This is a genomic window from Virgibacillus sp. L01 (assembly GCF_052246775.1).
In the GTDB taxonomy this organism is placed as follows: Bacteria; Bacillota; Bacilli; order Bacillales; family Amphibacillaceae; genus Lentibacillus.
Window position 1 is genome coordinate 994,613 of the sequence record NZ_JBQQCP010000001.1, and the last position, 15,646, is coordinate 1,010,258.

A 15,646-nucleotide genomic window follows, 5' to 3' on the forward strand; every position below is an offset into this window, starting at 1 on the left:
TCATACCTTTCCTAACTAATATATTTTAATAATTTATCTACCTCTGTCGTTGTATCCAAATCAGATTCGGATAATTTTATTTTTAACTCATTGGTTTGATTGGGGTTATCAATAAGAAATTTTATTTTTTCATATAAATCGTCTTCATTTGTTTTAACTATCCATCCGTTATATCCATCGTTAATCTGCTCCTTTGCTCCAATAAAATCTGTTGTAACTATTGGTTTATCTAAACATTTTGCTTCAGCTAAAGTTAAACAGTACCCTTCATGCCTTGAGGGCTGAACATATAAATCTGCCTCTGCAATAAATGGATATGGGTTTGGGATGGAACCCATTAAAATAAAATGGTCTTTTAAACCATGCGTTTCTATTAGGCGTTCATATTCTTTCCTTTGTTTTCCTTCACCAATGCAATACCACCTCACTTCATATCCATCCTTCCGTAATCGAGATAACGCTTTAATTGCCATATCCTGGCCTTTTTCCTTGGAAAGCCTGCCAACTGTTATAATTCTCATACCTTTAGAATTCCCGTCAAATTCTACAGGCATTCTAGCCATATTGTTAATCACCTTTTTAGAAATTATATTCTTAATCACTTCTGATTTAGCCTTGATATTCGGTATTTTATCTATCAATCGCTTACGTGCTTCGTTGGAAACAACAAATATCTTATCGAATTTTCTGTACAACCTGTTATATAGTTTTTCATTAATCGTGTGTTGGGATATATCAAAATGGACCCAGGATATTTTCTTTCTAGCAGTCACCTTTTCAGCAATATAAAAATCTATTATATCTGTCGGCCCCTGGAAAGAGATAGCAATGTCATATTCTTTAGAATGAAGGGGTATACGCTTGAAAATATTTTTATAATATATATATCTATCTTTTAAAATTTTTTCAGAGAGAATATATGAATTTAGGAAGGAAGGAATCCTGACAAACTCTCTTCTGTTCATGTAATTCATTATGGTTTGCTGCGGTGGTTGCATGATTATAGGTTTCACTGTTCCATACCATGAAACTTCCTCCACCTTTACAAATTGAGGGATATGCTTTATAAAACCGCCTTTTTTCTCCAATAACAATACCGTAATATCATACTTCTCCACTGGCATAACTGACAGAAGAGATAATAGAGACTTTTCCACACCACCAATATTCATACTACTTAACATGAACAAAACTTTCTTCATTTCTTAACCTCCATAAGTCACTTTAAATCAGAAATTATGTATTTGCCATCTAATATTGCAGAAACAGATGGATACTTCAATACACATTAGTTTTCAAACTTAAATATCATATTTTAGCCATCCCTGATATTCACATAAACATCTGTACTAAAGGAGACCAGTACGGTTATAAAAATACGGAAAACCAGTAGATTATACAATATAGAACTATAATTGATTAGGTCATTGGTCAATCCTTCCAGGTAAATTATAAAAGTTCATATAGTTTTTCCATTTCAAAATTATACTCTATTGGTTGTTCACCTAAATTTTCGCTGAATTTCCCACCCAGTAAAGGATCTTTAATTACTTTTTTTACAGCTTGATAAATATCATGTTCATCTATTCTTACAATTAACCCCGTTTTATTGTTAACTATTTGTTCTTTTGCCCCCGTGAAATTAGTTGTAACAATTGGCTTTTGTAAAGCTCTTGCCTCAGCTAATGTAATGCAATAACCCTCATGTCTAGATGGCTGCACATAAATATCACAATGTTTTATATAGTTGTAAGGGTTAAGTTCCTCCCCCAGCAACATAAATTTATCTGTTAAATTAAGCTCATCCCGCATCATTTCATATTTTTTTCTGGATTTCCCCTCTCCTATGCAGTACCATTTAACATTAAATCCGTCAGTAATTAACTTTGACAATGCCCTGATGGCAATGTCCTGCCCCTTTTCATCTGATAGCCTCCCAACAGTCAGTATTCGCACCCCTTTAAAATCATCCTGAAAACCTATTCCAGACTCAGCCTCTTGAGTAATTAGTTTAGATGATATTATATTTGAGAAAACTTCTGTTTTGTTTGTTAAATCAGGTAGTTGATGAAGTAATTTATCCTTGCCTTCTTTTGACACAACAAATACCTTATTGAATTTTTTGTAAAGCTTAGATATAAATAATTTATTAAACCCAATTTTATTAATGTCAAAGTGAATCCATTGCACTTTTTTCTTAGCAGTCACTTTATTTGCAATAAAATAGCTTATGAAATCCATGGGACCAGCATAAGCAATAGCGACATCATACTCACCCTTTAATTTTGGGGTTTTCCTAAAAATATACTTAAATAAATACGTTTTGTCTTTGGTAATTTTAGATACTAAATGGTACAAAGCAAAGCTAAATCCTTTTTCTACATTATGATTATTAAATAGGTCTAATACAGTTTTACGAGGCGAATTATTAAGAATTTCATTAATTTCATTATATTCCTTAAGGTATTCTATTTTTACACCATTAGGGATGTACTTCAGAAAACCACCCCTTTCCTCTAACATTAATATGGTTATTTCATATTTCTCCTCAGGTATTTCATCGATCATGTTGAGTAATGCTTTTTCTGTTCCACCTACGTTCATGTTAATAGTCATGAATAAGATTTTTTTCTTCATATTCCTGCTCTCTTTCATCAATTAATTTATAAAAGTTAGTAATTTCCTCAATATTCCCTTTTTTCTCAGAGTATAAGTATTGAACAATACTCTCTCTTAATTCCTTATTATTTATTAATTCAGTAATACCTTCATAGACAGCGTCGGCATTCATATCTACCACTAGACCATTCTTTTTATGAACCATTTGATTGTAGACAGCATCAAACCTGGTTGTTACGACTGGTATGTTTAACATCCTTGCTTCTGCAATAGCCAGGCCAAAACCTTCAAACTTGGATGTCTGAACATAAATATCTGCATTTTTAATGAAGGGGTACGGATTTGCTTTCACTCCTAATAGAACGAAATTATGAGTTAAATTGTTTTCTTTAATATTTTGTTTAATTTCTTCTTCCAATGGTCCTTTTCCTAGTACATACCATCTAAAATTAACATTGTTATCTTTCATTTTCTTGCAAGCTTCTAAAGCAATTTCATACCCTTTCTGCCTAGCTAACCTGCCTATAGTTAAGATTTTAATCCCATTAAAAGAATCCTCATAACTCTTTCCAATATCAGCCATACGGGAAATAAAATGAGGATTATTTATATCATATATAACTTGCATTTTTTCTGAAATGCCAGGGAAATTCTGAGAAAATATTTCTTTGGTTGAATCAGATACAGCAACAATTTTGTCATAATGATCATAGAAATTTTTTTGAAACTCCCTTTCTCTTTCATCCAAGCGATAACTCACATTTACCCATGTAAACTTTTTCTTAGCTTTTACCTTCTCTGCTATGTAGAAACTGGGTACCCCCTGTGCATAACTTATAGCAATATCGTATTCTTTACTATTTGTTTCAACTACATTAGAAACACTTTCCCAAAATAGTCGAGCCTTTTGGATATTAGAATTGTTGTTTTTTCTTAATTCATAAGAGTATTTTAACCGAGAAAGAAGAAGTAGTAGGTCCTTATCCTTTAAAGTGACAAAAATAGCCTCTTTTAGACTTAGGTTTGAAAATTCAGTATACCTTAGCGGTTTTAGTATATTGACTTCTTTTGGTACTAATTTTTCTAATACTGTGCCATGTGCAAATAACATTAAGTCCACCGAATATCTTGAGTAATCAATAAGTGATAGTAAAGTTACAAGGCTTTTTTCTGCACCGGCACAATCTAGTGAGTCTATAGAAAACAGTATTTTTTTTCTCATAATAAGAACCCCATTTTAGTTATTTTCTGAAGCCTTCTTGCAGAATTCATGAAGTGAAGGATTTATTACAAATAATAATATCATTATTTTTTGTTTCCAACTTATTAGTTTGTTCTTCATAATTAAAAGGATACTCTCATCCATTGTTTTTTTTAATAGATTTAGCTCATCTCTTATATGAGGTAACTCCTGTTTTGCTTTATAATAGTTCCAAAAAAATACTTCTGTATATTGCCTGATGGCTTCTTCATACAGTTGATACTCCTTTATATTTCTAAAGAAATTAGCCCTATCCTTCATAGCATACAGTTTATCAAATTTCTCAACAGTATATTGAGAGTTTACTATACTGCCTTCCCTTTGAAGGTAATAATATAATTTAAAAGGAGTGTATGTTATTTTGGTACATTTATGTATAATTTTATGTGCTAAAAATAAATCTTCATAGACTCTGCCCTCAATATATTTTAAATAATTAAATAAACTACTTCTATATAATTTATTCCAAGCAACAATGAAAGTTCCCAGATTTGAATCAATTAATAAATTTAAAACCTGTAAGTTTGTATAATTTACAAAACCTTTAGTTTCTGTATAACCTGGATTTAACCCATCTTCATGCGTTTCGCTATTTTTGACTTTATAGTAATCACAAACTACTATATCTGATAAGTTTTTAGAAGCTATATCAAATAGTATTTCATACATTCTCTCGTGTATATAATCGTCACTATCCACGAATCCAATATATTCCCCACAAGCAATTTCTATACCAGCATTCCTTGCTGAAGAGGGCCCTCCATTTTCTTTATGAATCACTTTAATCCTTTGGTCCTTCATTGCATAGGAATCACAAATACTTCTACAATTATCCGGGGATCCATCATTAACTAAAATAAGTTCAAAATCTGTAAATGTCTGTAACAATATTGAATCAATACATTTTTCCAAGTATTGCTCCACCATGTATACTGGTACTATTATACTTATCTTTGGTTGCATACTTTTACCTCCTCGTAGTTAATTGCAACAATTGGGTTAATAAATAACATCCACTTTTATATAATTAGGTTGACAAAACACTAGTTACTAAATTTTGTTTTTACTTTTCCTTTAAGGTAAATCCATTTCCTTTTTATTTCGTTCCTTTTTTCAATCTTATTTAAATCGGCTTTCTCAAGCCAATTGAAAAAATCCAATGAAAAATCAGGTAATGAATCTTTTCTTTTGGGTATAAGCTCTTTCATAATGTTAAGCCTATGTTTAGTGTTTTTGTTCACCCAACCCCTGTTTTCTAGACTATAGCGAATTTCATTTAAAACTTGTTCATCAATTGGTTTGAAGCCATGATTACTTGGAACCAGACCCGCTAACATCATGTAAATTATTAAAGTTGTACACTTCAAGCAGTTTGAGCAATTTCTTCCATCCTTAGTTCTAAAGCACACTCTTATCTTTAAATTCGGATTATATTCTTTTATGTAGTCACTAATTAGAGCCACTTTTTGGTATCTTAAGACATAATAATGGTGATATACTCGAAATACATCACTCCCCCATGATATGTTATTGTCTATAGTCGGATGAGAACCATATGGTACCTGGATTAAAAAGTTATGAGAGGCAGCAAAATACAAATTGCTTATTTGACTATCATAAGTTAAAGGTCCAGCCAATCCAATAAATCCTAAACCATGTTGCACATTCTGCCACCAATTACGTTTTACAAAACCAAAAAAATCTAGGTATTGATAGTTTAAAAATTCTCTAAAGTTCGACTTTATTACGGCTGTTTCAGAATCAACTGAATTTGCAAATTTTTTTATACTATTCTCAACTCTACTCCATCCATTATCATTGTTTGTCTCTACATCTGCTCCCCAAACAGTAATTAACATAGGTTTTTCTCTCTTAGCCATTATATAAGATGCTAAGGAGTCAACACCTCCGCTAAAGAAAAGAGCTGACTTTGATTTGTCAGCTTCAAATTTTTCCTGATTATTTATAAACCTTTCTGGTATTAATTCACCTTTCCATTCCTTTTCGGGATACATCGATTGAAATGATCTCCGTATTTTCTCAATAGATTTTGAAAAACGAGTATCTATTTCATTACAATAAACATAACTATCTGTAATCCATGCGATTGGGCAAATATTTGCTAAAAACGGAATAACTAAAATACTTTCTGGTACTTCCTGAATATTAAAATCATATTCAACCCAAAAAACATTTCCTTTCAAACATCTCGCAATTTCTCCCGTGCTATGATAATACACAGACACTTTGTTCTTCAGCACTTCAATTTTGTCAACATAGAGTTCAGATTTATCAGTCATTTGGTGATCCTCCATTACCATATTTTTTCTCGAATTCAAAGTGATCTATAAAAGTAACGTTTTCTTCGTATTTCGTCCAGCATTGATAATAGCTGAGATTTTTTCCATAAGAATTATCAATCAAAACGTTACTCTTATTCATAAGACAAGCAAGGATATGACCATGTAACCTAGAGGTGATTATTGTTTTGTGTTGGCTATAAAGTACTATTGCTTTTTTAATAAGGTAACTAACATACAATGACCAAAGTCTTGGTATTAAAAAATTAGGAGTTACTTTTGCAACCTTAGAAGACCTATGAATTATTTTATACATATTCAATATTTTCTTTTCCTTTGGACTGAAAAGTAAATGCCAATCGAAGATAGACGAATGCTTCTCTACCAAGCTGACTTGACTCTCAACACGTTCTTTATCCTGTCTAATAAAATATAATTTATTAGACATAGGCACAGGCTGTGATGTTTCTATAATTGGGTATAAGGAATGTGCCATGTCCGGGCATAAGTACGTATTCATCAAAGAACTTTTTGCTAGAGTAAAACTTTTTTCATCTCTTGTATAAACGTGCAAGTCCTTATGTGATCTAAACAATTTGAAGTCCTCTTCCATTTTTTTGGGGTCCATATAATAAATTGTTTGTGGAAGAAAAACAATTCGATGTGAAGGATAATTAGAAACCAATAATTTTCTAAGCTTTTGAAAGTCATTATATAAGTCTCCAAAATTTCCACCTCCTTGGCATACAATAGTAGCATCTCTTGGTATTTTAATTTTTATGTTTGATTCCAGTTTTCTGATTGATTCATAATTACTGTATCTTTTTTTAACAATAATATTATTCTCACTAAAAAATTTTTCAGTTCCTTTCCAAATAAGCAAATCCCCTAAATTTCCATATACTGGATAATCAAAATAATATACCGTAGAACCCGTGGGTATTACTGAATTTATGACATTTAGTTTTTTCTTCAATTCAGCCATTACCTTAGAAATTTTTACATCCATTACCCATTCCCCCTAGTTTGAAATTTATTTATCTATTTTTAAAATCTTTAAACAACTCAAATATAAAAGGATTTACTACAAATATTATTAATGCAACTTTAGATTTCCATCCTAATAGAGGATTTCGTATTAGATCAATTAAACTAAAATATAGAGTTCTTTTAAGTACCCTTAAGTCCTTCTTAACATTGGTCAAGCTTGACTTTGCTGCAAAATAGTTCCAGAAAAAAACTTCTAAATATTTTTTAGAAGTTAAATAAAATAAATAAGGTTGTTTTTTATTTTTGAAATACTCAGCCCTTTCTTTTAGTGCATAAACCTTATCAAATCTTTTTATAGTAAATGGGGAATTTAAAATACTATCTGTTCTCTTAACATAATAATACAAACAACAAGAAATATAAGTTATTAAATTGCTTTTGAACAAAATCTTATGAGTAATAAATTCATCCTCATAAATTCTTCCTTTATCAAACCTAATATTGTTAAACAGGTGCTTTTTGTATAGCTTATTCCATGCGTAGACATAAATACCTGGTTTAGATTTATACAATTGCTCTAAAGCTTCTAAATTTGTTAAGTGCATTAATTGGTACTTTTCATCAAGATTTAATTTATTAGTCGATTCATTTTCATTAACATCAAAGAAATCGCAAATAACTACATCGGATGAATATGTCAAGGCGTTGTTTAACATCGTTTCATACATTTTTTCATGAATATAGTCGTCACTATCAACGAAACCTATGTACTCACCTTCAGAGACGTTTATTCCGGCATTCCTTGCATCTGATAGCCCGCCATTTCCTTTATGAATTACTTTTATTCTACTATCGGCTTCCGAGTAACTATCACAAATTTCGCCACATATGTCAGGAGATCCATCGTTAACAAGAATAAGTTCAAAATCAGTAAATGTTTGGGCTAGAATAGAATCAATGCATTTATTTATGTATTGCTCCACTTTATAAATCGGAACAATAATACTAATTTTAGGGCTCATTTATTTCAACTCCTAACAATAAATCCTTTACGAATATTCTTTACACTATTGGCTAAAATTAGTAATTTAACGTTATAATATAATATTGTAGTTATTAATGTGCAATTAACAGCTACTGTACCGTTCCCACGTATTTGCTTATAATACTTTCTGACGTATGTGCGAACTGATCTTAAGTATTTTTCTCTTTCTTTTTTATCTTCTACTTGATTTAAAATATAATAAATATGGTCTACGCAAACATAGGTAAAACAAGCATTTGTTTCTTCAGACAGTTGCGGATAATGCTTCTTCATAAACGGCAATATTTCATCCCAGCCAACAAACGCGTCTAGTCTCTTTTCATAGTAATCTGAACTTAGAATGCTATTATTCCTCTTCACATATATATATCCTGTATAATTTATAAAGAATACAGTATTTGCTTTTGAAAAAAGCTTATATGTCGTTGATAAGTCTTCATGAATTCTTCCCTCTGGAAAACAAATTTGATCAAAACAATTTTTTTTAAATAGTTTGTTACATAAAGAAAATCTATATAATACCCCCTTAAACAGCTGCTTCATTGCCTCTACGTTATCCATCTCTTCCGTAAATTCCTCATTCGTTCTGTTTACTAATTTTCCTTTAATTTCCCTTCCAAGATGGCAAATGGAGATGTCACTATTTTGTTTTTGACATAATGTATAAAGACATTTATACATATTTACATCTATATAATCATCACCATCAACAAAACCAATATAATCTCCACTTGCCGTTTCAACCCCAGCATTTCTAGCTGAACTAACCCCACCATAACCCTTGTGCAAAACTTTGATTCGCTTATCTCTTCCTGCATACTCATCGCAAATAACTCCACTTTCATCAGTAGAACCATCATTTACAACAATAACTTCAAAGTCTGTAAAGGTTTGTTTAATGATACTGTCCAGGCATTTACCTATATACAACTCAATATTATAAACAGGGACAATAATACTAATAGTCGGTTTCATTTCATCCCCCTTACAACTCAACCTTCTGCTTCACAATCGTCGACGAGACACCCTTTGTATAGGGAAAATAGACGATGTCGACCCCTTTTTTGTTAAACTTTTTTTCCAGTTCATTAAAAAGAGCATTTCCTTTCCAATCGTCACCGACAAACATGACGTCAAAAAGTAAATGCTCCCAAGCTCGATATTTATCTCTGTCTTTCTGTGGTACTGCTTCATCGACATATTTAATTCCTTCTACAATTTCTATTCTTTCCTCATAAGGGATAATGGGTTGCTTATTTTTGTAGTCCCTTACTAACTCATCTGTACTTACCCCTACAATGAGAAATTCGCATTTTTCTTTTGCCTTCTTTAAAATGTTCAGGTGGCCAACATGAAATAAATCAAATACCCCTGTTGTATAGCCGACTTTATACTGCTTCATATATTTCTTCACTCCTTTTCCCTTTTTGGCCATGGCAAATACGATCGATCCGTTTCACCAATTGTTTGCTTGCATTTCCGTCCTCGAAACTGCCAATCTTATAGAGGAACTTTTCTATTTCTTTTCGATATGTTACGTAATCAAATGTTGCAACTTTTTCTAAAAGGTCATTGTTGCTTGTTGCACTAATAAACGGAAGGTCTGTTATATCAAAATACAGCTTTCTGTCCTGTCTTGTATATTCCTCTAAATCCGGTACATAGAGAAAACATGGCCGTTTGGTTATCGAATAATCAAATATTAGTGAAGAGTAGTCGGAAATTAGCACATCTGCTGTTAGCAGTAACTCCTGTATATCGTCGTATGACGTAACATCCTTCACATGATCTCCATAAATAAGTTTGCCTGATTCTGCGGTTAAGTGTGGATGGAGTTTAACCAATATTGTCCACTCATTACCAAATCTGCTTTCGAGCTGGCGTACTAACCGGGACCAGTCAATATTATAAGCTTCCAGGCTTTTATTTTTTCTAAATGTTGGTGCATATAACAATACTTTAGAATCAGGATTTACATGTAACTTTTCCAACACATCCGCTCTCTTGTCTGGATTACGCTGAAATAATAAGTCATTCCTTGGTGTTCCATGCTCGAAAATTTCTCCACCATACCAGAAGGAACGTTTGAAAATAGCTGTGCTGTACTTACACCCGGATAATAATAGATCACATTTTACCGAGTCTTTCTTCGCCATTTTGACATAGCTTGATGGGAGCACAGATTCCGCATCTTTTTCAATATGCTTCAATCGAAGTGAGCTGTGCCAGGTTTGAATGTAATACTGCTTCTTTCGCTTAATAAATAAGCCGGTGGTTCGATAATTTGTAATGACCACTTTTGATGTGCACAATTCATAAAAATATTGTAATGACATGATCTTCACTTTTTTCACATGGTCCAGGTGTTTTTTGGAATCCGGGTCATTAAAGGCCCAGACAACGTCAAATCGACCTTTTGGGTAATACCGCATCATATAATCGGTAATATACTTTGGACTGCATCCATACTGACTTCCATAATAACTAAATAAGAATACCTTGTTCTGTTTAATCGGAAGATAGTTACATAGATAAATAATGATTAACGCGATCCATTTCTTCATTCAGATGACACCTCCTGCTTTAGTCCAACTGGTTTAGGCAATATTCTCGCCGTCCTCATCACTTTCCTTACTCCAGGAAAAAGAACATTTAAATAAGGATGGAGGGAAAATAAATATAATTGCTTTTTTAACGCTTTGTCGTCTATTACTGCTCTTCTCAGCTCTTTGTAGTTGTCAGTTATGTAGGATTGTATTTCTTTTCGATGCACCCCGTTTTTATCCTTCTCTCTGTTAAACAGCAACAGATTATAATGAATAAAGCTCATTTTTAATATAGCCTTATAGGACTCATCTGTTAGCCCCTGATGAAACTTCTCGATAAATAGATGCCTTTCCTTTAACCCCATAATGAGATCGAGGTTTCTTGGGGTGTAGGTTGCTACGATGCTATCATCCCGGTGATAATAGTAATATAGTGGCTTATGCAAAAGCACAAATTTTTCAACCCGATGCATCACTTGGTGTGCCCAAAATACATCTTCAAATAATACCCCTTTTTGAAATGGAATATCGTTGATCAGCTTTGTTTTATAAAGCTTACCCCAGGCAAAATTCTTCACCCGTTCATTAATAACTAACTCATACATTAGCTTTCTATTATCCAGTTGTGTTGGAGTATCATTTTTGTGATGATGCCTATTATCCAAAAGTAATTTATCGTTATGAGCATAATAAAAAGCTGATTGAACAACATCAGCTTGATATGCCAGGCTACAGTTAATCAGGTTTTCAACCATGTTATTTTCCAGCCAATCATCACTATCAACAAACATAGTAAATTCACCTGTCGCATGCTTCATTCCATGATTTCTTGCGTCAGATAAACCTCCGTTTTCCTTGTGAATCACCTTTATCCGGGGGTCTGATTTTTTATAATTAGCTGCAATAGCTCCACAATTATCTGGAGAACCATCATCTACAAGGATGACCTCTAAGTTAAAGTATGTTTGGTTAAGAATACTTTCGATGCAGCGATGGATATATTTTTCCACCTTATAGATTGGGACAATAACGCTAACTTTTCCCTTTTGCATCCTGTATTGCCCCCTCTATATTAATTCGTATAGTTTTTCGAGTTCCTTGCCATTATGAAAATTGATGCTGCTACAGTTCGCTGCGAGTCTATCTCGCAATGCCTTATCGCTGTATAACATTTCTATTCCATCTGCTATACCTTCAACTGATAAGTCGCAAATCATTCCGTCAACCCCATCATTCACCTGGCTTTCCGCGGTTGGATAATTGGTTATTAGCACCGGCATACTAAGTATCTGAGCTTCCCCAACCGTTACGGCCTTTCCTTCATATCGGGATGGCTGAACATAAAGATCTGCTTCTTTTAAATAAGTATATGGATTGGTTTGTTTCCCCAATAAAATGAAACTGTCTTGTAAACCATTTTCCGCAATTAACTTCTCCAGCATTTCCTGATCGCCACCATAACCAACAACATACCAGGAAATATCAACATAACCTCTATCCTTAAGTAGCTTTAAAGCCCTCACTGCATTATCAATTCCTTTTGCATGCGAAAGTCTTGCTACTGTTATCAGTTTGAATCGCGGATCAGCTGTCATCGGATTTTCAACTTTCTCATTGGATAATGCTTTCACAATCTCTGGTGATGCGATGTTCTCGATAACAATAACCCTCTCTTTTAAGCTGGGGTATTTTTTGATAAATGCGTTTTTACACGCTACGGATACTGCTGCAATATAGTTAAATTTGCGCCACATGTTTAAATCCATGTTTATATCCGTTTCTACTGTTGAAAAATCAGTATGTATCCAGGCTATCTTTGTCTTGGCTTCTACCTTCTCTGCTACAACGTAATGCGGCCATAAATAGCTGATTGCAGTATCGTATTTCTTTTCCAAGCTTGGCAGAAATGGCAATGCGTATTTCCACATAAATTGCATTTGCCTATATCCTGGTTCTGACACGCTGCTCTTATTTGCTTTATACTTTGCCATTAGCCTTGTCAGACCTAGTGTTACTTTGCCAGATTTTAAGATTTGCCCAATCGGCATTCGAAAGGTCTTATAGGCATTTGACTCTTCCAGTAAATTTGCTTCATCAGGGAGCAGATCGATTAAGTCACCAGTATGACTGTATAGCATAAGATCGATATGGCTTCTGCTGTAATCAAAATTATCTAACATGCTTATCAGACTTCTTTCAACGCCTCCAACCTCCATATCAAAGCTGGCGATTAATATCTCTTTCATATTGTCCTCCTGAGCTGGATTGATATATAGCTGTCAACGTGTCTATTGCTCGTTTTAAGGAATACCCGCTTTTTTCAAATCCATTTATGATATTATAGGTGTTCTTTTCTTTCTGACCTGCCAATTCAACTATTCTGCCTGCCCAAATATCAGGTCCATCAGCTAATGAAAGCTTTGCTAGTAAACCTATTCCCAAATCCGCTTCTGGCTGGATAGCTTCTGATACCACGGCGGGCAATCCACATGCTTGCGCTTCAAGCAACACCAGACCCAATCCTTCATAATGGGATGGAAAAATAAATACATCCATGCTATGCAATATGGTGGATATGTCATTTCTTATCCCTGTAAATCGTATATTTTCAAGGATTCCTTCCTGTTCGGCCTTTTCTTCTATTTGCTGTCTTAAATCTCCATCTCCTACTAATAATAGTTTAATAGTGGGGTCTCTTTTGATGACATGCTTCATAATTTCCACTATAAACATGTGATTCTTTGCTTCTATAAACCTGCCAATATGACCAATTACGATGCTCTTTCCTAAGCCTTCCTTTACTTTAAATGTCGTGACCTTCTTTTGCGGATTTACCAGGAATCTTAAATACTCGATCGCATTAGGGAAGTACGAATACTTCGATTTCGCTAACCCCTTGTTCCCAAATAAATACGTACCTGCTCCACTGCTGCAAGCCAGTAAATTTGTAGAGAAACGATTGATGGTGAATTGCATTGCTGTTATATAGACCTTTCTTGTAAGACTGTTACTGCTGTCCATCGTTGTATGTGCGTGTGAAATCCTGATTTTGACACCAGCTAAATAGGCAGCAATTACAGCAATTCCACAATGAAACAATGTATGTGCATGAACAGCGTCATATGGTCCATATTTTTTAATGGCATGATAGATTTCTTTTATCGAATTGGTCTTTGATAGCTTAATAACTCTTCCGCCGCGATTTTTGATTTCATCGTCATAGTGAGCATCTTGATTACTATATGAAATAAAATCAAACTGTACTTTCTCGTGGTCTACATTTCTGTAAATATTCATCAGCATTGTTTCTGTTCCTGCTCTGTTCATTGCCCCGACAACGTGAAGAATCCTCATTTTGTTATCCTCTTTTCACGTCTTCTTTCCAAATTTGTCATTCTGCCATTTAGCAAATTCAATAACTGTCTTATATTTCTGGAGCTCACCTTTATCAACTCCTGACTCCTTCAGTTCCTCAACAAACTCCAGCCATTCATTTTCCGGTAATAGATCATCAACTGGTTTTGTGCCTAATAATGTTCGAAGGTCTGCGTCCAAAACGGTTGCGATTCGTTCAATAATCTGGATTGAAGGGTTTTGATTGAGACCTCGCTCAATATTACTTAAATATGATTTTGATATTGTTGCTCGCTGGGCACACTCAGATAAACTGAGTCCTTTCTGTTTACGTATGCTTTGAATTTTTGCTCCTATCATAGTTTATACCTCATGTTTTCCTAAGATAAAATAATGTTTATTTCGGTCGGTTTTACGAAGCTTATCCTGAACGCATCGTATAACTCGCTGCTGATCGTCATCTGTCAGGTTTGACCCGGACGGGAGACAAATCCCTGTGGAAAATAGCTGTTCAGCTACATGTTCATTTCCCTCGTGAGGATAGTAATTTGCTTCTTTGAAGAGTGGCTGCATATGAAGTGGCTTCCATACAGGACGGGCTTCGATGTTTTCATGATGAAGGGCAGCTAACAATTCTTTTACCGTAACCCCTGCTTCTTGTTCATCAATGGTTAAGGTTGTAAGCCAACGATTCATCCTGGTTTCTTCCAATTCCGGCATAAACGAAATCCCTGGAAGGTTAGCAAGCCCCTGATTGTAGATTTCATAAATGCTTCTTCTTGCAGAAACGCGGTCGTCAAGTACTTGTAACTGTGTCCTGCCAACCCCGGCTAATAGGTTACTCATCCGATAATTAAATCCGACCGTGCTATGCTGATAGTGTGGAGCGTGATCACGTGCCTGACTTGCCAGGAATCTTGATCGCTGTATGGCCTCAGCATCATTCGATATAAGCATGCCTCCACCTGATGTGGTAATAATCTTATTCCCATTAAAGGAATAGATGCCAAATTTGCCGAATGTACCACTGGCTTTTCCTTTATAGGTCGTTCCAAGTGATTCAGCTGCATCCTCGATAATAGGCACATCATATGCGTCACAAATCTCCAGAAGTTCATCCATCTTAGAGCTTTGGCCATACAAATTCACTACAATTACGGCCTTTGGCAGCCTTCCAGCAAGTGATGCTTCTTGCATCGCCCTTTCAAGTGCTTGTGGTGACATGTTCCATGACTCAGGTTCTGAATCAATAAAAACTGGATTTGCTCCTTGATACAAAATCGGATTTGCACTTGCTACAAATGTAAAAGTTGAACAAAAAACATAATCATCCTTTGTTACATCTAATAAAGAAAGAGCCAAATGAATAGCAGCAGTGCCCGAACTTACGGCTGCAGCATCTTTGACTCCAACTTTTTCTGCTATTTCTTTTTCAAACGCATCCACGTTAGGCCCTAAAGGCGCTATCCAATTTGTTTCAAATGCTTCATTGATATACTGTTGCTCCCTGCCACTCATGTGTGGGAGAGAT

15 protein-coding genes are annotated in these 15,646 nt (G+C 34.3%); all 15 read right to left on the reverse strand.

Annotation, left to right across the window (positions count from 1 at the left end):
- Positions 1-11: 11 nt before the first annotated feature.
- A complete protein-coding gene (locus ACTWQM_RS04550) occupies positions 12-1,202 on the reverse strand; it encodes a glycosyltransferase (protein WP_443256967.1) in 1,191 nt (396 codons plus the stop codon).
- A 247-nt stretch (positions 1,203-1,449) separates the two neighbouring features.
- Positions 1,450-2,637 (reverse strand): glycosyltransferase, encoded by a 1,188-nt coding sequence (locus ACTWQM_RS04555; RefSeq protein WP_443256968.1) that lies wholly within the window; start codon positions 2,635-2,637, stop codon positions 1,450-1,452.
- On the reverse strand, positions 2,606-3,841 hold the full coding sequence (locus ACTWQM_RS04560; protein WP_443256969.1) for a glycosyltransferase: 1,236 nt from the start codon (positions 3,839-3,841) through the stop codon (positions 2,606-2,608). The genes ACTWQM_RS04555 and ACTWQM_RS04560 overlap by 32 nt, the downstream gene beginning before the upstream one ends.
- 15 nt (positions 3,842-3,856) lie before the next feature.
- A complete protein-coding gene (locus ACTWQM_RS04565) occupies positions 3,857-4,843 on the reverse strand; it encodes a glycosyltransferase family 2 protein (RefSeq protein WP_443256970.1) in 987 nt (328 codons plus the stop codon).
- 80 nt (positions 4,844-4,923) lie between these two features.
- A complete protein-coding gene (locus tag ACTWQM_RS04570; RefSeq protein WP_443256971.1) occupies positions 4,924-6,180 on the reverse strand; it encodes a hypothetical protein in 1,257 nt (418 codons plus the stop codon).
- Positions 6,173-7,189 carry a polysaccharide pyruvyl transferase family protein gene (locus tag ACTWQM_RS04575; protein WP_443256972.1) on the reverse strand — a complete coding sequence of 339 codons (1,017 nt, stop codon included), beginning with the start codon at positions 7,187-7,189 and terminating at the stop codon, positions 6,173-6,175. Before ACTWQM_RS04575 ends, ACTWQM_RS04570 begins: the two co-directional genes overlap by 8 nt.
- Positions 7,190-7,217: 28 nt before the next feature.
- Entirely contained in the window at positions 7,218-8,192 is a 975-nt protein-coding gene (locus tag ACTWQM_RS04580) for a glycosyltransferase family 2 protein (RefSeq protein WP_443256973.1), read from the reverse strand.
- Positions 8,193-8,197: 5 nt separating this feature from the next.
- Positions 8,198-9,190 (reverse strand): glycosyltransferase family 2 protein, encoded by a 993-nt coding sequence (locus ACTWQM_RS04585; RefSeq protein ID WP_443256974.1) that lies wholly within the window; start codon positions 9,188-9,190, stop codon positions 8,198-8,200.
- Between the two features lie 10 nt (positions 9,191-9,200).
- A complete protein-coding gene (locus ACTWQM_RS04590; RefSeq protein ID WP_443256975.1) occupies positions 9,201-9,617 on the reverse strand; it encodes an adenylyltransferase/cytidyltransferase family protein in 417 nt (138 codons plus the stop codon).
- Positions 9,604-10,779 carry a CDP-glycerol glycerophosphotransferase family protein gene (locus tag ACTWQM_RS04595; RefSeq protein ID WP_443256976.1) on the reverse strand — a complete coding sequence of 392 codons (1,176 nt, stop codon included), beginning with the start codon at positions 10,777-10,779 and terminating at the stop codon, positions 9,604-9,606. The genes ACTWQM_RS04590 and ACTWQM_RS04595 overlap by 14 nt, the downstream gene beginning before the upstream one ends.
- Complete coding sequence (locus tag ACTWQM_RS04600; protein WP_443256977.1) at positions 10,776-11,813, reverse strand: glycosyltransferase family 2 protein; 1,038 nt, start codon at positions 11,811-11,813, stop codon at positions 10,776-10,778. The genes ACTWQM_RS04595 and ACTWQM_RS04600 overlap by 4 nt, the downstream gene beginning before the upstream one ends.
- A gap of 15 nt (positions 11,814-11,828) precedes the next feature.
- Positions 11,829-13,007, reverse strand: coding sequence for a glycosyltransferase (locus tag ACTWQM_RS04605; RefSeq protein ID WP_443256978.1), 1,179 nt, complete (start codon positions 13,005-13,007; stop codon positions 11,829-11,831).
- Entirely contained in the window at positions 12,979-14,115 is a 1,137-nt protein-coding gene (locus ACTWQM_RS04610) for a glycosyltransferase family 1 protein (RefSeq protein ID WP_443256979.1), read from the reverse strand. The genes ACTWQM_RS04605 and ACTWQM_RS04610 overlap by 29 nt, the downstream gene beginning before the upstream one ends.
- Before the next feature lie 15 nt (positions 14,116-14,130).
- Positions 14,131-14,475, reverse strand: coding sequence for a helix-turn-helix domain-containing protein (locus ACTWQM_RS04615; RefSeq protein WP_443256980.1), 345 nt, complete (start codon positions 14,473-14,475; stop codon positions 14,131-14,133).
- A 3-nt stretch (positions 14,476-14,478) separates the two neighbouring features.
- A complete protein-coding gene (locus tag ACTWQM_RS04620) occupies positions 14,479-15,633 on the reverse strand; it encodes a DegT/DnrJ/EryC1/StrS family aminotransferase (protein ID WP_443257092.1) in 1,155 nt (384 codons plus the stop codon).
- Positions 15,634-15,646 lie beyond the last annotated feature (13 nt).